Below are 21052 nucleotides of genomic sequence, written 5' to 3' on the forward strand. Positions count from 1 at the left end.
GGGTGGGGTCGGGGGCCGGCGAGCCGGCCCCCGACCGCTCACCTCAGACCTCTTCGACCGAGCTCGGCTCGCGCCGGGACAGGTCGATGCCCAGCTCCTCAGCGGCCCGGAACACCTCGTCGTCGGTCTCGCGCATTTCCAGGGCCACACCGTCGCTGGAGAGCACCTCAACGTTGAGGCACAGCGACTGCAGCTCCTTGAGCAGCACCTTGAACGACTCCGGGATGCCCGGCTCCGGGATGTTCTCGCCCTTGACGATGGCCTCGTAGACCTTCACTCGGCCGAGCACGTCGTCGGACTTGATCGTGAGCAGCTCCTGCAGGGCGTAGGCAGCGCCGTACGCCTGCATCGCCCAGCACTCCATCTCACCGAAACGCTGACCACCGAACTGCGCCTTACCACCCAGCGGCTGCTGCGTGATCATCGAGTACGGGCCGGTCGAACGAGCGTGGATCTTGTCGTCGACCAGGTGGTTGAGCTTCAGGATGTAGACGTAGCCGACAGCGATCGGGTCCGGCAGCGGCTCACCGGAACGACCATCGAACAGCTGCGCCTTGCCGGTACGACCGATCAGCTGCTTGCCGTCCCGGTTGGGCAGGGTCGACTCGAGCAGACCGGAGATCTCCTCCTCGCGGGCACCGTCGAAGACCGGGGTGGCCACGTTGGTGTCGCCCTCGGACTCGTGCGCGTCGATCGAGCGCAGCTGACGCTTCCAGTCGGCGTCGTCACCCTCGACCTTCCAACCGGTCTTGGCGACCCAACCAAGGTGGGTCTCCAGCACCTGGCCGATGTTCATCCGGCTCGGCACGCCGAGCGGGTTGAGCACGATGTCGACCGGGGTGCCGTCCTCAAGGAACGGCATGTCCTCGATCGGCAGGATCTTCGAGATGACACCCTTGTTGCCGTGCCGGCCGGCGAGCTTGTCGCCGTCCTGGATCTTGCGCTTCTGGGCGACGTAGACCCGGACCAGCTCGTTGACACCCGGCGGCAACTCGTCGCCGTCCTCGCGGGAGAACGTACGCACACCGATGACCGTGCCGGTCTCGCCGTGCGGCACCTTCAGCGAGGTGTCCCGAACCTCACGCGCCTTCTCACCGAAGATCGCGCGGAGCAGACGCTCCTCCGGGGTCAGCTCGGTCTCACCCTTGGGCGTGACCTTGCCGACCAGGATGTCACCGGGGACGACCTCGGCGCCGATCCGGATGATGCCGCGCTCGTCGAGGTCAGCGAGCATTTCCTCGCTGACGTTCGGGATGTCGCGGGTGATCTCCTCCGGACCGAGCTTGGTGTCCCGGGCGTCGACCTCGTGCTCCTCGATGTGGATCGAGGTGAGCACGTCCTGCTGCACGAGGCGCTGCGACAGGATGATCGCGTCCTCGTAGTTGTGGCCCTCCCAGCACATGAACGCCACCAGCAGGTTGCGTCCGAGTGCCATCTCGCCCTCGTCGGTGCACGGACCGTCGGCGATGACCTGACCGGCCTCGACGCGGTCGCCCTCGAAGACGACCGGCTTCTGGTTGACGCAGGAGCCGGCGTTGGAGCGGCGGAACTTGTGCAGCAGGTACGTCCGGCGGTGGCCGTCATCCTGGTGGATGGTGACGTAGTCGGCGCAGAGATCCTCGATCACACCGCCGACCTCGGCGACCACCACGTCGCCAGCGTCGACCGCGGCCCGGTACTCCATGCCCGTACCCACGAGCGGCGCCTCGGCCTTGACCAGCGGCACCGCCTGGCGCTGCATGTTCGCGCCCATCAGTGCCCGGTTGGCGTCGTCGTGCTCAAGGAACGGGATCATGGCGGTCGCGACCGAGGTCATCTGCCGGGGCGAGACGTCCATGTAGTCGACGGCACCGGGGACGACGTCCTCGGTCTCGCCGCCCTTACGACGGCAGAGCACCCGGTCCTCGGCGAACGTGCCGTCAGCCTTCAGGCGCGCGTTGGCCTGGGCCTTGACGAACCGGTCCTCCTCGTCCGCGGTCAGGTAGTCGATCTGGTCGGTGACCCGACCCTCGACGACCTTCCGGTACGGCGTCTCGATGAAGCCGAACGGGTTGACCCGGGCGAAGGTGGACAGCGCGCCGATCAGGCCGATGTTCGGGCCTTCCGGCGTCTCGATCGGGCACATCCGGCCGTAGTGGGACGGGTGCACGTCGCGGACCTCGAAGCCGGCCCGCTCCCGGGACAGACCACCCGGGCCGAGCGCGCTCAGCCGACGCCGGTGGGTCAGGCCCGCCAGCGGGTTGGTCTGGTCCATGAACTGGGACAGCTGGGACGTCCCGAAGAACTCCTTGATCGCCGCCACCACCGGGCGGATGTTGATCAGGGTCTGCGGGGTGATCGCCTCGACGTCCTGCGTGGTCATCCGCTCGCGGACGACCCGCTCCATCCGGGACAGGCCGACCCGAACCTGGTTCTGGATCAGCTCGCCCACGGTACGGAGGCGCCGGTTGCCGAAGTGGTCGATGTCGTCGGCCTCGTAGCCGTCCTCACCGGCGTGCAGCCGGCACAGGTACTCCACGGTGGCGACGATGTCGTCCTCGGTCAGCGTGCCGGTGGTGATCGGCACGCCAACTTCGAGCTTCTTGTTGAACTTGTAGCGCCCGACCTTGGCGACGTCGTACCTCTTCGGGTTGAAGAAGAGGTTGTCGAGCAGGGTCTGGGCGTTCTCGCGCGTCGGCGGCTCGCCAGGGCGCAGCTTGCGGTAGATGTCGAGCAGAGCCTCGTCGGCGCCGGCGATGTGGTCCTTCTCGAGCGTGGTCATCATCAGCTCGGACCAGCCGAACTTCTCACGGATCCGCTCGGCCGACCATCCGATGGCCTTGAGCAGGACGGTGACGGCCTGCCGACGCTTGCGGTCGATACGTACACCGACCGTGTCGCGCTTATCGATGTCGAACTCCAGCCAGGCACCCCGACTCGGGATGACCTTGACGCTGGAGAGGTCGCGGTCGGAGGTCTTGTCCGGCTGCTTGTCGAAGTACACGCCCGGAGACCGGACGAGCTGGCTGACCACGACGCGCTCGGTGCCGTTGATGACGAAGGTGCCCTTGGGCGTCATCATCGGGAAGTCACCCATGAACACCGTCTGGCTCTTGATCTCGCCAGTGGTGTTGTTGGTGAACTCCGCGGTCACGAAGAGCGGAGCGCAGTAGGTCAGGTCCTTCTCCTTGCACTCCTCGATCGAGGCCTTGACCTCGTCGAAGCGCGGCGCTGAGAAGGAGAGCGACATGGTGCCGGAGAAGTCCTCAATGGGACTGATCTCTTCAAGGATCTCCGCGAGACCCGATCGTGCGTGCGGGTCGTCCGCCGACCGGCCCTGCCAAGCCTCGTTGCCGACGAGCCAGTCGAAGGACTCGTTCTGAATGGCAAGGAGGTTGGGGACCTCGAGGTGTTCGGTGATCCTGCCGAATGAAACTCGGCGGGGAGCGAATGCGCTCGACGTACGACTGGTCTTCGCAGGGCGGGAAGCTGCCAAGATGCGTCCTTCCGAGGACCGGTGCTGCAGAACGGCTGGTACGCGTGCACTCCAATGACCCCACCAGAAATATCCGTAAACGGACATTTCCGAGCAGGGGTCAAGTCGGAAGGCAGCGCAAACTAGCAGTGTAGCCGAGAGGCTAACCGCTGTCCAGCCCACCCCGCAGGTTGTTTGCGGAGCGCGCCTCGGCCCCCGTCAACCGGGGTCTGCCGGGCCGCTCAGAACGCAACTCCCCACTGGGCCGCTCGGGTTACAGCGGCCGATGGTGCCGTCGCTGTCATACCCACGTCGTGGCCGTCGCAAGCGCGGTGTCTTGCTGGTGTCAGCGTGCCTGGCAGCCCCGGGCCGCGTCAAGGGCCGGTATCCGGGTTGTCCCTTGTTTCCCACTGGAGGGCGACCCGCCACGCTCGTTCGGGTCAAGGGTACCCATGGTTGGAGCCCAGCTCAGGACCTGTCGCAGCCAGATCCACCAACACGGCGGGCGGTGATCCGTGTCGGATCACCGCCCGCCGTGACGCGATGGTGTCCCAGCTCACGAGCCGGGTACGCGTTGGTGGAACGTCAGGTCACTTGAGGGTGACCTTGGCGCCCTCACCCTCGAGCTTGGCCTTCGCCTTGTCGGCGGTCTCCTTGTTGACCTTCTCCAGGATGGCCTTCGGCGCGGACTCGACCGCGTCCTTGGCCTCCTTGAGGCCCAGGCCGGTCAGCTCACGCACGACCTTGATGACCTGGATCTTCTTGCCACCGTCAGCCTCGAGGATGACGTCGAACTCGTCCTGCTCCGGCTCGGCCTCGGCCGCAGCGCCGCCGCCGCCGCCACCCTGGGCGATCGCGACCGGAGCGGCAGCGGTGACCTCGAAGGTCGTCTCGAACTGCTTCACGAACTCAGAGAGCTCGATCAGCGTCATCTCCTTGAACGCGTCGAGCAGCTCGTCGGTGCTGAGCTTCGCCATATCTGGCGTCCTTTCCTGATTCTGTTAAGTAAGAACTGGTGCGCCGTGGGGGCCTCAGGCCGCCTCGGCGCCCTCCTTCTCGCGCTTGTCCTGCAGTGCAGCCGCCAGACGGGCGGTCTTCGACAGCGGGGCCTGGAACAGGGCCGCGGCCTTGCTCAGGTTGCCCTTCATCGCGCCGGCCAGCTTGGCCAGCAGCACCTCGCGGGACTCCAGGTCGGCGAGCTTCGTGACCTCGGCCGCGGTGATGGCCTTGCCCTCGAAGACACCGCCCTTGATGACGAGCTTCGGGTTGGCCTTCGCGAAGTCGCGAAGCCCCTTCGCCGCCTCGACGACGTCGCCCGAAACGAAAGTCAGCGCGGTAGGACCGGTGAACAGCTCGTCGAGGCCGGTGATGCCCGCGTCCGTCGCAGCACGCTTGGCCAGCGTGTTCTTCGCGACCGTGTAGCTGGTATCGGCGCCGAGCGAGCGCCGAAGCTGGGTGAGCTGGGAAACCGTCAGACCGCGGTACTCGGTCAGCACGGTGGCGCCCGAGCTGCGGAAGCTCTCGGTCAGCTCAGCGACGGCCGTGGCCTTGTCGGCCCGGATCGGCTTGTCCGCCATGTCCCTCCTCTCTCGTTACTCGAGGCTGGTCCCCATCTCGGCCGAAGCCGGAACGGGGGCGGAGGCAGCGCGACAACGAAAAAGCCCCGGCGCAGGGCGCACGGGGCGAGGGCCGGCGGATCGTCATGGTCGGCGGACCATGCTCACTGCCGAGTTACGCTTGCCGCCCTACGCGGGTCGCCCGTTGTCGCGGGACCTTCGACCGTACCGAAGCACGGTGACCAGCGGTCTCTGGGTGGTTCCTCATCCATGAGAACACGGATGACGGTTGAAGAGTACGCGCCCCGACCAGCAGCACCAAATCGCGCCCGGTGAGCCACGTCACCCGTACCGGTGCCGGTCAGCCCTGGGCCCGCCGGCGCCACAGGTAGCCGCCGACGACAGCGGCGCTCCAGGCCAGCGCCCACCCGCTCAGCCCCAGCAGGGTCAGCGCGGCCGCGTCGCCGGCGGTGGTGCGAGCGGCCGCCATGATCGGCGGTGCCAGCCAGGGAGCCACCGAGCCGGTCAGGCCGAACACCACCGCGCCGACCCCACCGAGGGCCAGCACCGCGACGCCGTACCCGGCGCCACCGACCGACGCCCGACTGGCCAGCGCCCCAAGAGCAACCGCAGCGGGTACGACCAGCAGGTGTGCCCACAATCCCAGGGCGAGCCCGACCGGAATCGACCGGTCCCCCGGGTCGACCGGGCCGGACACCCCGCCGACCAGCCACGGAAAGAGCAGCGCGACGGCCACCGTCACCAGCGCCGCCACCGCGGCGGCGAGCAGCCCGGCCGACCGCTCCCGCGCCACCCCGACCGTCACCTGCGCCAGCCGACGTTGCACGTCCGGCTCGACGTCCAACAGGATCTTGGTCTGCCAGGCGAGCACCGGGAAGAGCACCACCGCGGAGACCCCGTACGCCTCCGCGGGCTGGGCCCGGCCACCGCCGTACAGGGTGCCGAGCGTGATCAGGCCGGCGAGCAACGGCGCCAACGCCCGGCCGGTTCGCAGGAAACCAGCCAGCCGCATCCGGACCAGGGCGCTCACCGGGTCTCCCCCGCTGCCGACTCGACCGCGTCGTCAGCGGCCTCCGGCTGCTCCGCTGTCAGCTCCCCGGCCATCCCGAGCGGCGGCTCGGCGGGTCGGGCGGCACCGGCCGACCGGGGCGGCTCGACGGGTAGGGCCTGGGATACGGCGGTGGAGGCGTCGGAGCGTACCCGCAGCACCTGGTGGCCCTCGGCGCGCAACCGGGCGACGGTGCCGGCGACCCGCGCGGCCGGCACCGCGACCTCGACCACCGCGATCGTCTCGTCCGTCGACGACGTCTCCTCGGAGAGCGAGCCGTCGGCCACCAACCAGCGGCGCGCGGCCGGAAGCCGGACCGTCTCGCCGCGGTGGTCGCTGACCAGGACGGACCCGTCGACGGCGAGCACCTCGGCGATCAGCTCGGGCACCAACTCACGGGTGGCGGCGTCCAGCCCCTCCCACGGCTCGTCGAGCACCAGCAGGCCCGGTGGGCGCAGCAGCGCCTGGGCGAGGCCGACCTTCTGCGCGGTGCCCTTGGACAGCTCCGGCAACCGGACCGAGCGGAAGGCGGCCAGCCCGAGCCGGTCCGTCCAGGAGGTCACCGCCTCGTCGGCCGCAGCCCTGCCCAGCCCCGCCACCCGGGCCATCCCGGTCAGATAGCGGGTCACCGTGAACGGTTGGTCCGCGGGGAAACGCTCCGGCACCCAACCCACCCGTGCCGGCCGGTCGGTGACCCGGCCCCGGCCCGGGCGGAGGACCCCCGCGGCCACCTGGAGCAGTGTCGACTTGCCCACCCCGTTGCGGCCCAGCACGATCGCCACCTCGCCGGGACCGATCCGCACGTCGATGCCCTGCAGCACCCACGGCCCCCGCCGGTGGTACCGCAACCAGACGTTCTCCAGCCGCATGGCGTCGAGCCTGCCACACCTGGAACGCGCCGGGGCGCCGCCACTGTCGTGGCGGCGCCCCGGCGGAGCGATCTGTCGACTCAGGCGTCGGCCTGGTCCTCCCGAAGGTTCTTCACCAGGTTCGGGTCGACCGGGACGCCCGGGCCCATCGTGGTGGTCAGGATGACCTTGCGCAGGTACTTGCCCTTGGCCGCGGACGGCTTGGCACGCAGCACCTCGTCGAGCACCGCAGCGTAGTTGTCCACCAGCTGGGTCTCCGTGAAGGAGGCCTTGCCGATGATCAGGTGCAGGTTGGAGTGCTTGTCCACCCGGAAGGTGATCTTGCCGCCCTTGATGTCCTGCACCGCCTTGGTGACGTCCATGGTCACCGTGCCGGTCTTCGGGTTCGGCATGAGACCGCGCGGGCCCAGGATCCGCGCGATCCGGCCGATCTTGGCCATCTGGTCCGGCGTGGCGATCGCCGCGTCGAAGTCGAGCCAACCACCCTGGATGCGGGCGACCAGCTCATCGGTGCCCACCTCGTCCGCACCCGCGGCGGCGGCCTCTTCGGCCTTCGCGCCGCTGGCGAACACGATCACGCGGGCGGTCTTACCGGTGCCGTGCGGCAGGTTGACCACGCCGCGGACCATCTGGTCCGCCTTGCGGGGGTCGACGCCGAGGCGCATGGCGACCTCGACCGTGGCGTCGAACTTGACGTTGGTGGTCTCCTTGGCCAGCTTCACGGCCTCGGTGGGGGTGTAGAGCTTCGACCGGTCGATGACATCGGCGGCCTTGCGGTAGCTCTTGCTGCGCTGCATTGCTGATTACTCCTGTGGTCTCTGGCGGGCCGCTCGGCGCGAGCCCTCCCACGGTTTGGGTCGAAGGCCGGGGCCGACGTCAGTCGTTGACGGTGATGCCCATCGACCGGGCGGTGCCGGCGATGATCTTCTCGGCCTGGGCGATGTCGTTGGCGTTGAGGTCGGCCATCTTCTTCTCGGCGATCTCACGCAGCTGGGCGCGGCTGACCGAGCCGACCTTCTCGGACTGCGGAACACCCGAACCCTTCTGCACACCGGCAGCCTTGATCAGCAGCCGGGCAGCGGGCGGGGTCTTCAGCACGAACGTGAAGGACCGGTCCTCGAACACGCTGATCTCGGCGGGGACGATGTCGCCCCGCTGAGACTCGGTCTGCGCGTTGTAGGACTTGCAGAACTCCATGATGTTCACGCCGTGCTGGCCGAGCGCGGGGCCGACCGGCGGCGCCGGCGTGGCCTGGCCCGCCGGCAACTGAAGCGTGAACGTCTTGACGAGCTTCTTCTTCGGAGGCATGTCACTTCCTGGGGCTTGGAGCTGGGAAAATGCGGCTGTCGCCGCCCTCGGGCGCGCACGGTCAGCGCGGTGCGACAGCGGCGACATTCAAGAGTAGCGCAGGCCGCAGCCCACTCGTCCGCCGAGGTCGAGCGAGAGCGCGTACGCCGACGTCGGCGGCGGGCCGGGCCCGCCGCCGACGACCAATCAGATCTTGGCGACCTGGTTGAAGTTGAGCTCCACCGGAGTCTCACGACCGAAGATCGACACCAGCACCTTGAGCTTCTGCTGGTCGGCGTTGATCTCGCTGATCGTGGCCGGCAGCGACGCGAACGCGCCGTCGGTGACGGTGACGGAGTCGCCCACCTCGAAGTCGAGGACCTTGATCTCCGGCTTCGCCTTCTTCTGCTCGGTCTCGACCGCCGGCGCCAGCCACTTCAGCACCTCGTCGAGCGAGAGCGGAGCGGGCCGGTCTGCCCGGTCGGTCGCGCCGACGAAGCCGGTCACACCCGGGGTGTTCCGGACACAGGAGTAGGACTCGGCGGTCAACTCCATCCGGACCAGGATGTAGCCCGGGAAGACCTTGGCCTGGATCTGCGAACGCTTACCGTTCTTGACCTCGACCTCTTCCCGGGTCGGCACCTCGACCTGGTAGATGAAGTCCTCCATGTCGAGGCTCGTGATCCGGGTCTCGAGGTTGGTCTTGACCTTGTTCTCGTAGCCGGCGTACGAGTGCACCACGTACCAGTCGCCCGGCGCGTAGCGAAGCTTCTGCCTCAGCTCCGCGACGGGGTCGTAGTCCTCGTCCGGTGCGGGCTCGGTCGTAGGGAACTCCGGCTCGCTGGCGGCCTCGACCGACTCGTCACCAGCCGCCGTCGCGACCGTGGACTGCTCGTCCACCGGTCCGGCGGTCTCGTCGTACTCAGGCACGCTCGCTCACTTCCGTCACTATGGCTGGAGGCAGCCGGTCAGTCCGAGTTGCCAAAGACAAACAACACGACCTTGGCGAAGCCGAAGTCCAGCACACCCACGATCGTCAGCATCACCGCGACGAACGCCACCACCACGGCGGTGTAGGTCAGCAACTCCTTGCGGGTCGGCCAGATGACCTTACGCAGTTCAGCTACGACCTCGCGGAAGAACCGGGCGATGCGGCCGAAGACGCCCACCCGACCCGTTTCCGACCGCGTGGTCGGCCGGCTGTCCGCCGACTCCGCCCGGGCACGGGACCGCGTGGCGGTGCCCCCCCGGGAAACCGGCTCGTCCGCGCCGGAGGCGTCGTCGTCGGCCACGTCGTCGACGACCTCGTCGTCCAGACGATCGTCGCCGTCGTCGTCGCGCCGCTTGTTGTCGGCCACTTCGCCCTCCGTCGCGGAATCTGGGGTCGCACGCCGAGTGGCGTACGCGGCGCTGGTCACGCCGGCCGGACCCAACCGTCCCGCGACGGGCCGCGGCCGGTGGATCACCCGGAGGGCCCCGATTGCCTCGGAGCCACCCCGCCGATGCCACCACCACGGGCCGGACGCCGCCAAGCTGGCGGCGCGACCCACGGGAACGGTCAGGCCTGAGGCGCAGGGGTGACAGGACTTGAACCTGCAGCCTGCGGTTTTGGAGACCGCTGCTCTGCCAATTGAGCTACACCCCTATGTGGCAACACTCGCCCCACGCGGCCACAGACGACCGAGCAGGGGTCACTTGCCCCACGGCGGACCAGTGTACGGGTAGCCGCCCGACTTTCCCAACCGGTCTCTCCGCCACGCGTGGCGGGCCCGGTTCAGCGTGCCGTCCGGATGGTTGCCCGCGCCTGTGACAGCACCTTCTCACCCAGGCAGGTGGCGGTCACCTCGAGTCGGGTGAGACCGTCCTCGGTCACCTCGCGGACCCGCGCGGTCACCTCGATCTCGGTCCCCTGGTCGTCGTCGGGGACCACCACCGGACGGGTGAAACGCACGCCGTACTCGACCACCGCGTCCGGCGACCCGGCCCACCCGGTGACCGCCCGCCCGACCAGCGCCATGGTGAACATGCCGTGGGCGATCACCCCGGGCAGGCCCACCTTCGTGGCCACCCGGTCGCTCCAGTGGATCGGGTTGAAGTCACCCGAGGCGCCGGCGTAGCGGACCAGGTCCGCGCGGGTCACCTGAAACGTCTGTGCTGGCAACTCCATCTCACGCCTCCCCGCGAATGACATACCTGGCCCAGACCGCGACCACGGGTTCCCCGCCGACGGTGCTCACGTCGGTACGCGTGGTCAGGAAGCCGTGCCCACCCCTGGTGCTGACGTCCTCGATGGTGTTGGTGCAGACCAGCTCGTCGCCGGCGACCACCGGCCGGGTGTACGCGAACCGCTGGTCGCCGTGCACCAGGCGGCTGTAGTCGACACCCAGGGCCGGGTCCTCGATGATCTGGCTGCTCGCGGCCATCGTCACGATCACCGGAAACGTCGGCGGGGCCACCACGTCGGGGTGGCCCAGCGCCCGCGCGGCCTCCGGGTCGTGGTGAGCCGGGTCGGTGGCGCCGATGGCACTGGCAAACTCGCGGATCTTTTCTCGGCCCACCTGGTAGGGGGCGGTCGGCGGATACGTCCGGCCGACGAAGGAAGGGTCCAGAGGCATGCCGCGAACCTACACGGAAAGCCCAATCGCCGACCTGATCGGTAGGCGGCGGCGGAGCCGCACCAAACCGGTCAGATCGGCGATCGGAAAGCTTCGACAACGGCCGGCCCTGAGGCCGGCCAGCAGTCAGCGGGTCTCGCGGTGGACCGTGTGCCGACCGTCACGCGGGCAGAACTTCTTCAGCTCGATGCGGTCGGGGTCGTTGCGCCGGTTCTTGCGCGTGATGTAGTTGCGCTCCTTGCACTCCACACACGCCAAAGTGATCTTCGGCCGGACATCGGTAGCCTTCGCCACGGCGGAGTGCCTTCCTCGCTAACGGAAACAACTACGACGCGCCAGCCTAGACGCTGACAGCGCGGACATGCAAAGTGGGCGCCAGAAGCGCCCATTTTCTTACGACCACCGGCAACGAGCCCGGAAGACGAGAGTAGCGGTGGCCGGACTTGAACCGGCGACACAGCGATTATGAGCCGCTTGCTCTACCATCTGAGCTACACCGCTGCGATGGGTCCAGCTGAACCCTCGAGCCCCCTTACGGAATCGAACCGTAGACCTTCTCCTTACCATGGAGACGCTCTGCCGACTGAGCTAAGGGGGCCTGCGCGATCTCCCCGTGGGGCGCGCAGGAGTAAGAGTACACGGCCCGGCTCGACAGGTGAAATCGGATCCCCGGTGATCGTCCGCGCCCTGCTCAGGGCACGACACGCAGGCGCGGAAGCTCCCCGTTGGCGACCGTCTCCGGCTCGACCTGGGCACCGAACCAGGCAGCCAGCCGCTCGTACGGCAGCGGCCTGCTGAACAGGAAGCCCTGCCCGATCTCACAACCGATGTCCTGGAGAAGCTCCAGGGTCAGCTCGCTCTCCACCCCCTCGGCCACCACCGCCAGACCGAACTGCTGGGAGAGGGTGACCACCGCGTTGACGATCGCCAGGTCCCCCGGGTCGGTCGCCATGCCCTGCACGAAGGAGCGGTCCACCTTCACCTCGTGCACCGGCAGCCGGCGCAGGTGCGCCAGGGACGAGTCACCCGTGCCGAAGTCGTCCACCGACAGCCGTACGCCGAGATCCCGCAGCCGTTGCAGGGTGGGGATCGGCCGGTCCGTGCCGTCCAGCACCCCCGACTCGGTGATCTCCAGGGTGAGGCGCTGCGCCGGCACCTTGTACTCGGTCAACAACTCCTGGACCCGGTCCGGGAAGTGCTGGTCGATGAGCGTACGAGCCGAAAGGTTGACCGCGATGGGCAGCGGTTGGTCGGCCAGCGCCCAGTCCCGGCTGCGCCGAAGGCCCTCCCGGAGGACCACCTCGGTGAGCCGGCTCAACTGGCCGGTGTGCTCGGCCACCGCCACGAAGTCTTCGGGCGCTACCGTGCCGTGCGCCGGGTGCTCCCATCGGGCCAGACACTCCACACCCACCAGGCGCCGGTCCCGCAGGGTCACCTTGGGCTGGAAGTAGACCTCCAGCTCGTCCTGGTCCAGTGCTCGGCGCAGGTCGCCGGCCAGACCCAACCGGCGCAGCGAACGGGACTCCAGCGCGGGATTGAACAGCTGCACGCTGCCCGGCACCGACTTGGCCGCGGTGGCGGCGAGGTCGACCCGGAGCAGCAGGGTCGCCGCGTCGCTGCCATGATCCGGGTGTACGGCCACCCCGACGGCGGTGTCCACGTCGAGGGTGAGCGCGTCGAAGACCATCTCGTCGCGGATCTGGTCGCGCAGTTGGGCGGCCAACTCGAGCGCCGCCTCAGCGCTCTCCAACCGCAGCGTCACCAGGAACTCGTCCCCGCCTGCACGGCCAACCAGAGCCGACGACGGCGCACTGGCCCGCAACCGATTGGCGACCTCGGTGAGGACCTTGTCCCCGGCCGCGTGCCCCAGGGACTCGTTGACCTGGCGCAGCCCGTCGACGTCGAAGAGCAGCAGCGCCACCACCTCGCCCGGTGCGCGGATCTTGACCGACTCGTCCAACGCTCCGGTGATCCGCCGCCGGTTGGGCAGTCGGGTCAACGTGTCGTGGTGCGCGTCGTGCCGGAGCCGGTCGACCAGCCGCGAATTCTCCAGGGCCACGGCCGCGTGCGCTGCCACGGTCTCGAAGATGGGGATGTCACCACGGGTGAAATGGCCGACGTCGCTGAGGCGGTTGGCGACCTCCAGGGTGCCGATGACCGCCTGGCCGGACCGGAGCGGCACGACGATGACATCCTTGATCTTGCCGTGGCTCAGGGCCTGGCGCTCGTTCGACTCTTCGTCGAAGGCGCGCCCCACCGCGATGGTCCGCCCCTCACCAGCGGCTCGCTGGCGGAGGGAAGCCGGCGTCCGTACGACGTCGAGCAGACCCGGATCGTCAACCCTGGCGGTGAGTAACACCTCAGGGTGGCGGCCCAGGGCGGGCAGCCACAGAGTCGCGTACTCGGCCTGCATCAGGGCCCTGACCCGACCCAGGAGAGCATCGACGAGCGTCCCGTCCTGACCGCGCTCCCCGATTGCGCGGGTCAGGTCGTACATCGCGGCCAGCGTCCGGTGTTGCCGGAAGAACTCCGCGTAGGAGCGGTAGACCAGAACCAGGGCCACACCGAGTGCAATCAGCAGCACCAACGACCACCAGGTGGTCGTGACGGCGATCAGAATGATCAAACCGAGCGAGACGTTGATCGCCGCAGTGAGCAGGGCGGGGCGTGCGGTGCGAAGAGAGTCCCGTCCCGCCGGCCAGCCCTGTAGGAGGGTATGCACGCCGACGATGCCCGCAAGGCTGACGAGGATCACCGCGGTCACGGCCGCGAAAAGACTCAGCCAGGTACCGGGGTCGTCCACCTCCTTCGAGGGCGGTAGCGCCTGAAGGAGGAGGACGGCGAGAGAGGTCCCGGCGGCCGCCTTGGCCACGTTGAACCAGAACTTGACGGGCGCGAACCGGTGCCGCGTCTGCGTGAGCATGGACGCCACCGTGTAGATGGCGACGACGGTCAGCGGTGGCAGCAGAAAGAGCGCTAGTACCAGCGGAATCTCGGTCAGGGTCATGCCGAACGACTGCCGCCGGACGACAAAGTTGAGGACCGGCATGCCCACGGCGGCCATGGCGACCAACAACAGGAGCGCGAGAAGCCATTCACCGAAGGGCTGGGAGGACACCAGCCCTGTGACCATGGAACAGATCGCTGCGAAGAACACCAGCGGCGCGGTGATGAACCAGGCACGATCCGCCGAACGGCGTCGCGATCGATCACGCGGAGCCATACCGCTCCCTACGGCGCCTGCGGTTACCGCCCTTGAGTGGGGATGAGCTGAACCAGTCAGCGACCACTGCCGAAGACAGTGTTCTCCGGAACGACAGTCCAGATGAGATCGATGGCCTGAGCTCCGCTGGCACTGCCGTCGAAGAGGCCGGCGGGGAAGGCAACGATGGCGGCGGCAGCGAGAACAAGGAGGAGAGACCCACCGAGTCGGCCTAGCCTTCGACCAGACATGATCGCTCCTGTCGGGAGATGTACAGCGTTGATGGAGGTTCCACGATCGTGCCACAGCGCGGGCAGCCAGAGAAGTGGTGGCCGCCCTACTGGCCCCACCGTCTGTTACTTCTCGCCGTTCGGCCTACGGCCCCCAACGCACCGGACCAGATCACAAGCTTGCGGGGTGGTTCACCGCTTCACGCAGCGTTGAATACGACCTTCACCGCAATTCGGGGCCAGCTGTAGGCACTCGTCACATTCTCCGACGGTCACCGTCAGCAACACCTCAACAGCCGGCGACGAACCCGCGCCTCCAATCCGGCCATCGACCACCATACCGGCTCCTCGCCATCCCGCCAGCCCTTCGTCGGGTTCATTTCAGTGGGCGGACAGCAACATGGGCGCTGATCACGAGCAGTGGATGCGCAGCTAACATCGCACTTGACATCGGCGGCGACAGATGGAGCGCGCTCCGGCGTAGGTCAACTCCGCCACGAGCTCGAGCGCCAACCTGGTGGCAGACCCACCGACAGGATCACCGCAACGCCCGGACCGAGCACGGCGGCCGGCGCGATCTCGGCCGCATGCGACTGCCTGATCGCAGGTGTGCACGGTCCGACCCTCGCGATCCTCTCGCCGGCATCTCGCCAACCAAGGGCAACGAGGGTGACGACCTGCGACGTTGGCTTGAGAGCACCCGTACACCAGCACAACGACAGCTGACGTCGACGCAGACGTCATCGCCGAAGCTCGCCATCTCGCCTTCGACACCACAGCCAAGATCAGCAGCTGAAAGGAGGTCGCTCATCGAGTGCGTGGCCGATCTTGTCGTTCATGGTGTCGCCGCCGCCGCGGATGAGTTGGCGGCCAGACAAAGGACAACGGCCCCTGATCAGCATCTCTGCTGGTCAGGGGCCGTGTCCGCACCTGGTGGCGGGTAGAGGATTCGAACCTCTGAAGCTTTCGCGACGGATTTACAGGGCGTCAGTGATCTTGCACCGGTCAGCGCCTCTGAGCTGCTCCTTCTCACCGCCGCAGCGACCCCGACCGATCAGCCGCCCACCATGTGCCCACGCCCACGGCAACGGCGCCAGGACGACGCCCCGTGTTCAGGCTGCTCCCCAGTCGTCGGTCGCGCAGCCGACCTCGAAGCTCCACCAGCCATCCGCCTCGCCTCGTTGCAAAGTCGCCTTGATCCCGGAGAGATCTGCACTCGCTGGCACGGTGAAAGCAACGAGAGGGAGTTCCTTGCTGAACGTCTCGCCGCCGATGCCGAAGGGTGCCAGGCGGTCGTAGACAGCTTGGGCGCTTGGTCCGAGTGGGCCACGGGGCTCCGGCAGGACTCTTACGGTGCAGTTGCCCGACGCCTCGACCCGCCCGGTTGCCCAGCAAAGTCCGTCCGGACTCACGGTGAAGCGCACCAGGTCGCCCTCAGCAACGCCGTCTTGAAGGAACGGAGCGTTGCAAATGCGAGCCGTGTCCGTGCCCGCAGCGACACCCCACAGGCCCTCGGTGTCGTAGGGAAGCCAACCTTCCCGCGGCACAAACTTGAACCAAATCTTGATGAAGTGGTCGCCGGCCGGCGGGGTGCGGTCCGGTGCGGGTGAGGCCATGGCCGACATCATCCCCTGGGACGCCAGGTCGATTCACAGCAGACGGATATGGCGGAGACAACGCTGGCTTGGCGGCGGACCATGTACCGATGCTCAGCAAGGACACGCTCGCTCACCTCCAGGACGCCGCCATCCTCTGGAGCGTCGGTTCCCTCCCTGCAACTGACGTAATCGATGCCGCCTGTGACTGCCTCGTCGCAGGCGTAGACAGCCCGACCCTCCGCATCCTGGCCGGCATTTCGCCCACCTTCGGTGATGAGAGTGACGAGCTGCGCCGCTGGCTCCGTGACGCGCTGGTAGAGCTTTCCCTGGCCTACTGCCAGGAAGGAAGCAGGGAGGGCGAAGAGGCTGCGGTCCGCGTCATGGCACGACGGCTCCTGGCCGGAACGATCACCCCATCGGACCTGACGAGTTGGGCATACAGGTACATCACCTCTGAGGGGAACCCGATTGCTCGCGAGTTGGTGCGCCTCGATGACTCCTACGAACTCGCCCAGTTCATCGACACCGACATGACGGCGTTGAACGCAGAGGTGGCTGCGGAAGCCCGACAGCTGGTCGAGAGCGACCCCGGACCGGTCGGAGAGGCTACTTCCTGACTGGCAGGGGTTCATGCGAGGGCGTCGCCGATCTTGTCGTTCATGGTGTCGTCGCCACCGTCGATGCAGTTGGCGTAGACGCGGAGGAGCACGGCGACGCCGTGGCCCAGGCGCCGGGCTACCTCGGTCGGCGGGACGCCGGCATTCAGCCAGAGCGAGGCTGCCGCGTGCCGCAGGTCGTACGGCCGGCGGACGAGTGGCGAGGCAGCCTGCGATTCGGTCAGCGCCTTCTCTCGGGCGAGCTTCCACCAACGGTCGTAGACGGACTCGGAGAGCGGCCCACCGTGCAGGCCCCGGAAGAACCGCCCGTCCGGCCCCACCCCGTGATTCTCGACGTGCGCGCACAGCAGCTCGACGAGCCGGGGCGGGATCGGGACCATACGAGTCTCAGCCCTCCCCCGGTGCTTGAGTCCGCGCCGCTCGTGGGGGCCGCCGTCGTCAGTCCAGTGCGACCCGGCGCGCGACGAGGTACCGGCGAGCACCAGGCGACCCCAGAGATATTCGATCTTCTCGTGTTCGCAGGACCGGGAAGGCTTCACCGCCGCCAGGTCGTCGAAGTCGGCCCCGCAGTCGGCGCACCGGCCGGCAAGGTCGCAGTCCTCCCGCCATAGGTCTGCGGCTTCCGAGGGACGCATCCCCGCGTAGTAGAGGCAGCCGAAGAACGCGGTGACCTTGTCGGCGCGTTTGCCGAGAGATTTCACCGCCTCCAGCAGCGTGGCGACCTGGGTTGGGTTCGCCACGACCCGCCGGTCGATCGATTGCGCGACCTCGGGCGCAGTCCACTGAACCCGGTCGACCGGGTTGGAAGCGATCAGCTCCAGCTCGACGGCGTACCCGAGCACGTTGTAGAAGGTCGCCCGCTTCCGCTGGACGGTGGAGGCAGCCGCGGGCTTGCCGTCGAGGCGTACGCAGAGGCTGTCGAGGACGCGGCGGACCATCGCGGGTGAGTCCAGCTCGACGACCGGGAGGGACGCGGTTTCCAGCCAGGACAACAATGCGAAGGACCAATTCCTCGACTCACGGGACCTGCGGGAGTCGATCGTTGATGCCGCGTTCGACCTAGAGTCGGCGGTCGGCAAGCTGTCCGGTGCCGCGATGGGCGATGACGCCCGCGCAGAGAAGCTGATCCGGATCATCGGCGAGTTCATGTGGGAGACAAGACGTGAACGGAGCGCATGAGGACGCTCCCTTGGCCGCAGCAACAAAGCGCACCAATCGGAAGGACCGATCGTCCCCTCGACACCCTCAGCAGAGGGCTCCCTAATAGTGTCAACTCGGAGCTTCGCGACAAAGTGTCTGCTAGGCGGCAGGCAGAGGCATCGTCTTCCATCTCACCAACTACCCAAGCCAGAATCATCGCGTGGCCGAGACCAACGGGAAGAGACTTCGCGAGTGGCTCCTGCTGGCATTGCAGCACCTGGGGGGCAAGGGGCGACGGGCTGAGGTACACCAGCGGGTCGAGGACCTCTTCGGGGCCGAGTTCACTGCCGAAGACCGGGCACCGAGAGTTGGCCGGCCAGGGAACGAACCGGCCTGGAAGAACAACGTTGACTCGCTCTACGACAGGCTCAAGAAGTCTGGTGTTCTGCTGCCCACTCAGCGAGGCGACCCGTGGGGTTTGTCCTCCTTGGGCCAGGCGGAGGTAGCAACGATGGGGCGCCTTCCGAAGCACGTTCGCCCACAGCTCGTCGAGTTGCCCACCAGCTCTGGTGGCCACTTCAGTCCGAAGAGCTCTACCCCTCACCGCGCACAGATTCGGGCGCGAGAGCTGGTGAAGTCGCGGGACCACGAGTCGCTGCTAGAGACGTACGGCACGGCGATGATGCGCGAAGGTTGGACTGCCGTCACCACTGTTCACCCCCGCGACATGGAGCTGACCCGTACTGGTCGAGTCTGGCTAGCTGAGGTCAAGATGGTGTACAACGGCGACGTATCTGGAGCTGCAAGGGCGGCGCAAGGGCAGCTAATCGAGTACCGCCACTTCTTCTACGAACCGAGCAACCCACCCGGTCTGCTAGCCCTCTTCTCGGAACCCCTCGGAGACGCCTACGTCGGGATGCTCGGCTCCCTCGGCGTCGCCTCCGTATGGCGGTCCGGGGTCGGCTGGGGCGGCAGCCGACGAGCGAGGGCGGCCGAGCTTGTTCCCCCGTAGGCCGAAGGTGTTAGCCAGCCTTCGATGCAATGCCGCGCGCGCTTCCGTCAGCCGCATCGTCGAGGTCACTTCAGTTAGGACTTAGGAGTCAATCCCAACGGCTTATCTGCGGAGGGACTACCTTGCGGCAGCCGGCTACGTAAGGCAGCGGTCTGGCGTCCGGTCGTAGGCTGACCGTCCACCTACGACAACTCGGGGAGCGCACAACGACCGACGAGTTGCAGCAAATGGCCGTGCACATCGCCCACCGGGAAGCCGGCCGCCAGCAGCGGAAGCGGTGGTGCCCACGATCCCGGGGCCCCACGAGAGAGTGAGCGCGTCACGTTGCGCACAGATCTGCATGGCAACCATCGAGGCCTGAGGAGTAGTTCAAGAATGACCGAGCAGCCCGGCACCAGCCCTACTCCCCGCAATATGCCACCGCGTCGCCTGGGTCTATCCGGGGCGGAAGACGGGCTACCGAGGCAAGACCTCGGGCAGGCTACACCGGTACCCCGTCAACGCACGGCTGAGGAGTCGCAACCAGCCGTGGTTGAGTGGTGGAACAATGACCGCGGATTCGGCAAGGTGAGGATTGTCCCCTCCGGCGATACTGCCTTCATCCATGTGACCGTTATCCCTGGCACGGGATATCGATGTCTTGTTACCGGCGAGCATGTCCAAGTTAAGGTTGCCACCGCCAATCGGGGCTTGAACGTAACAGCCTTGTCGTTCCCGGCGGACCGCCGAGCCGGTGTGGTCACCCAGTTCGACCACCTCAAGGGGTATGGGAAGATCCTCGACGATGAGTCGAAGCAGAACGTTTTCGTTCACTATGCCGATATTCTCGGCCCGTCAGGGGTCCGTGTCACCCTTGCCGAAGGGGAAAGGGTGACCTTCGATCTGACCGACACGGACAGAGGTCCTGCAGCCAGCCACGTGAAGCGACTCGACCCGCGAGACGCGTTAAGCCAGTTTGTTCGAATCCCCCAACAAGCGTGGCAGCCCCTCGCCGAACTCGCCGAGGACGACGTTTGGGTCTTCAACCACCCAGATGAGGATGATGAAGCCTCGATGGAGGTTCTTGCCGACGAGCCGCCGTCGACAGCTACACCATCTGTGCCCGACCTCCCAGTTCTCCAGAGCTACATCCGTCATACGTTCTCGCGCCTGGTGGAGCAGGACAAGATCGCCTACGGGGCCAGCTTGGACGGGCAACGTGCCGCCTTTAACACGGGACTCGTAACTGATAATCAAGAGGAAATTTATGGACTACTGGCCGAGAAGTTGGCGGACGATGGCTATCCATGGCGGTTCCTTGGCTGGGTGAAGGAGTCTGACGGTCGGATCGCCGGCGTTTTCTCTCCCCGTCCCGCTCGAGCCACCTATTGGGAGAATTCATCGGTCCTCTTCTACGACACTCGTCTACCCCTGATTCTGGACTGGGATCACTTCGTTCGCGACAACATATCGCGGTATCCGAGAGACCTGCAGAACGAGGCTATGGCGCTCATGGTGACACGATCCGCAGTTGATCGCGCGAAGGAGCGCGTCGAGCGAAACTACAAGGCCGCTGTGCCCCAGTTCCACCGGGGAGAGGTCCAGTTACTGCTTCCGCTGTCGCTTCGCGGGACTGGCGAGGCGCAACTAGCTCTCGTCGTCAGGCGGGTGCAGAACGAGTATCACGGAGAGACTGTTCTACCACTAGCGGCGGCACTAAAGAATGCTCGGCTTCTGGCGCGCCCAGACCGCGATTGGCTGAATCCCTAGCTTTTGCGCTGGGCCACTTCACCCTGGCGGCACCCGCGTGGCCTTGTCCGGGACAGCATAGGCCGGGTAGGACAGCACCGGGCAGGTTCCTACTGCCGATTTCCTCTGTTCTGGATCAAGGCGCCGCGCTCCGCCCGGCGCGGGCGGTGAGCCGGCCGGCGGCAAGCCGCCCCGGCCGCCTCCGGCGCCGGGGCGGAGAGCCACCGACTACCGCCGGACCGCCGCCCCGAACTTCACTGATCCAGACGCAACACGACCCTGGCCAGGCGGCACGGAAGCCGCCAGGTCAGCCTGAGCGCGGGCTAGGGCTTCCGACTGCCGCGCCAGTCCAACCCCAGGACTGGCTTGCCCCCGGCCTAGCCCCGCAGTCAGCGAAGCCTCAAGCAGCCCTCAGCCGGTCGCCCCAGGCACGGTTCGCGCCGGGCCGGCAACTCCCAGAGCGCGAGCGCTCGCAGCCCAAGAGAAGCCCTAGGGGGCAAGATCGACCTGCTCACCATATGCCCACAACCAGTCGTCAACGGCTGGACTCAGCAGGACTCGGCCAGACATACGACAACGGCCCCTGATCAGCATCTCTGCTGGTCAGGGGCCGTGTCCGCACCTGGTGGCGGGTAGAGGATTCGAACCTCTGAAGCTTTCGCGACGGATTTACAG

The 21052-nt window shown here is 67.2% G+C and carries 19 protein-coding genes and 3 tRNA genes; 3 read left to right on the top strand and 19 right to left on the bottom strand.

The annotated features are described in order from the left end of the window. Window positions 1-43 precede the first annotated feature (43 nt). The 18 genes from rpoB to GUI43_RS15925 all read right to left on the bottom strand — a co-directional run bounded on the left by rpoB (window position 44) and on the right by GUI43_RS15925 (window position 15898). On the bottom strand, window positions 44-3475 hold the full coding sequence (gene rpoB, locus GUI43_RS15845; RefSeq protein ID WP_091402413.1) for a DNA-directed RNA polymerase subunit beta: 3432 nt from the start codon (window positions 3473-3475) through the stop codon (window positions 44-46). 569 nt (window positions 3476-4044) lie between these two features. Continuing rightward, window positions 4045-4431 (bottom strand): 50S ribosomal protein L7/L12, encoded by a 387-nt coding sequence (rplL, locus tag GUI43_RS15850; protein ID WP_091402415.1) that lies wholly within the window; start codon window positions 4429-4431, stop codon window positions 4045-4047. Between the two features lie 54 nt (window positions 4432-4485). Next, entirely contained in the window at window positions 4486-5031 is a 546-nt protein-coding gene (gene rplJ, locus GUI43_RS15855) for a 50S ribosomal protein L10 (RefSeq protein WP_112584808.1), read from the bottom strand. A gap of 340 nt (window positions 5032-5371) precedes the next feature. Further along, window positions 5372-6061, bottom strand: coding sequence for a hypothetical protein (locus GUI43_RS15860; protein ID WP_091402419.1), 690 nt, complete (start codon window positions 6059-6061; stop codon window positions 5372-5374). Beyond that, complete coding sequence (locus GUI43_RS15865; RefSeq protein ID WP_112699136.1) at window positions 6058-6948, bottom strand: ABC transporter ATP-binding protein; 891 nt, start codon at window positions 6946-6948, stop codon at window positions 6058-6060. The genes GUI43_RS15860 and GUI43_RS15865 overlap by 4 nt, the downstream gene beginning before the upstream one ends. A gap of 80 nt (window positions 6949-7028) precedes the next feature. Continuing rightward, the gene (rplA, locus tag GUI43_RS15870; RefSeq protein WP_112584802.1) at window positions 7029-7745 is read right to left on the bottom strand and encodes a 50S ribosomal protein L1; all 717 of its coding nucleotides are present in this window, start codon (window positions 7743-7745) and stop codon (window positions 7029-7031) included. Between the two features lie 79 nt (window positions 7746-7824). Beyond that, window positions 7825-8256 carry a 50S ribosomal protein L11 gene (gene rplK, locus GUI43_RS15875; protein WP_091402426.1) on the bottom strand — a complete coding sequence of 144 codons (432 nt, stop codon included), beginning with the start codon at window positions 8254-8256 and terminating at the stop codon, window positions 7825-7827. 186 nt (window positions 8257-8442) lie between these two features. Continuing rightward, on the bottom strand, window positions 8443-9165 hold the full coding sequence (gene nusG, locus GUI43_RS15880) for a transcription termination/antitermination protein NusG (RefSeq protein ID WP_112584800.1): 723 nt from the start codon (window positions 9163-9165) through the stop codon (window positions 8443-8445). 38 nt (window positions 9166-9203) lie between these two features. Then, window positions 9204-9593 (bottom strand): preprotein translocase subunit SecE, encoded by a 390-nt coding sequence (gene secE / locus GUI43_RS15885; RefSeq protein WP_091403530.1) that lies wholly within the window; start codon window positions 9591-9593, stop codon window positions 9204-9206. Between the two features lie 214 nt (window positions 9594-9807). Continuing rightward, window positions 9808-9880 (bottom strand) — tRNA-Trp (locus GUI43_RS15890). Between the two features lie 129 nt (window positions 9881-10009). After that, window positions 10010-10402, bottom strand: a complete 393-nt coding sequence (locus tag GUI43_RS15895; RefSeq protein ID WP_112601263.1) for a MaoC family dehydratase — start codon at window positions 10400-10402, stop codon at window positions 10010-10012. A 1-nt stretch (window position 10403) separates the two neighbouring features. Beyond that, window positions 10404-10850 (bottom strand): MaoC family dehydratase N-terminal domain-containing protein, encoded by a 447-nt coding sequence (locus GUI43_RS15900; RefSeq protein ID WP_091402433.1) that lies wholly within the window; start codon window positions 10848-10850, stop codon window positions 10404-10406. Window positions 10851-10976: 126 nt separating this feature from the next. Then, complete coding sequence (gene rpmG, locus GUI43_RS15905; RefSeq protein ID WP_007073056.1) at window positions 10977-11144, bottom strand: 50S ribosomal protein L33; 168 nt, start codon at window positions 11142-11144, stop codon at window positions 10977-10979. A gap of 134 nt (window positions 11145-11278) precedes the next feature. Next, window positions 11279-11351: transfer RNA gene (locus tag GUI43_RS15910), tRNA-Met, on the bottom strand. 24 nt (window positions 11352-11375) lie between these two features. Continuing rightward, window positions 11376-11448, bottom strand: a tRNA-Thr gene (locus GUI43_RS15915). 93 nt (window positions 11449-11541) lie between these two features. Continuing rightward, on the bottom strand, window positions 11542-14073 hold the full coding sequence (locus GUI43_RS15920) for a putative bifunctional diguanylate cyclase/phosphodiesterase (protein ID WP_112584796.1): 2532 nt from the start codon (window positions 14071-14073) through the stop codon (window positions 11542-11544). Between the two features lie 56 nt (window positions 14074-14129). Further along, the gene (locus GUI43_RS33880; RefSeq protein WP_170158736.1) at window positions 14130-14303 is read right to left on the bottom strand and encodes a hypothetical protein; all 174 of its coding nucleotides are present in this window, start codon (window positions 14301-14303) and stop codon (window positions 14130-14132) included. A gap of 1091 nt (window positions 14304-15394) precedes the next feature. Next, window positions 15395-15898, bottom strand: coding sequence for a DUF4265 domain-containing protein (locus GUI43_RS15925; RefSeq protein ID WP_112699143.1), 504 nt, complete (start codon window positions 15896-15898; stop codon window positions 15395-15397). 89 nt (window positions 15899-15987) lie between these two features. Between GUI43_RS15925 and GUI43_RS15930 the strand changes: the two genes are divergently transcribed. Next, on the top strand, window positions 15988-16497 hold the full coding sequence (locus GUI43_RS15930; protein WP_112699137.1) for a hypothetical protein: 510 nt from the start codon (window positions 15988-15990) through the stop codon (window positions 16495-16497). Window positions 16498-16508: 11 nt separating this feature from the next. On the opposite strand, the gene GUI43_RS15935 is transcribed toward GUI43_RS15930, so the two are convergent. Further along, a complete protein-coding gene (locus tag GUI43_RS15935) occupies window positions 16509-17489 on the bottom strand; it encodes a tyrosine-type recombinase/integrase (protein ID WP_249037763.1) in 981 nt (326 codons plus the stop codon). A gap of 368 nt (window positions 17490-17857) precedes the next feature. On the opposite strand from GUI43_RS15935, the gene GUI43_RS15940 reads away from it, so the two are divergent. Next, window positions 17858-18649, top strand: coding sequence for a hypothetical protein (locus GUI43_RS15940; RefSeq protein ID WP_112699138.1), 792 nt, complete (start codon window positions 17858-17860; stop codon window positions 18647-18649). Between the two features lie 528 nt (window positions 18650-19177). Then, the gene (locus GUI43_RS15945) at window positions 19178-20398 is read left to right on the top strand and encodes a DUF3825 domain-containing protein (protein WP_170158737.1); all 1221 of its coding nucleotides are present in this window, start codon (window positions 19178-19180) and stop codon (window positions 20396-20398) included. Window positions 20399-21052: the final 654 nt, after the last annotated feature.

The sequence above is a fragment of the Micromonospora noduli genome (genome assembly GCF_003264365.1).
Lineage (GTDB): Bacteria > Actinomycetota > Actinomycetes > Mycobacteriales > Micromonosporaceae > Micromonospora > Micromonospora noduli.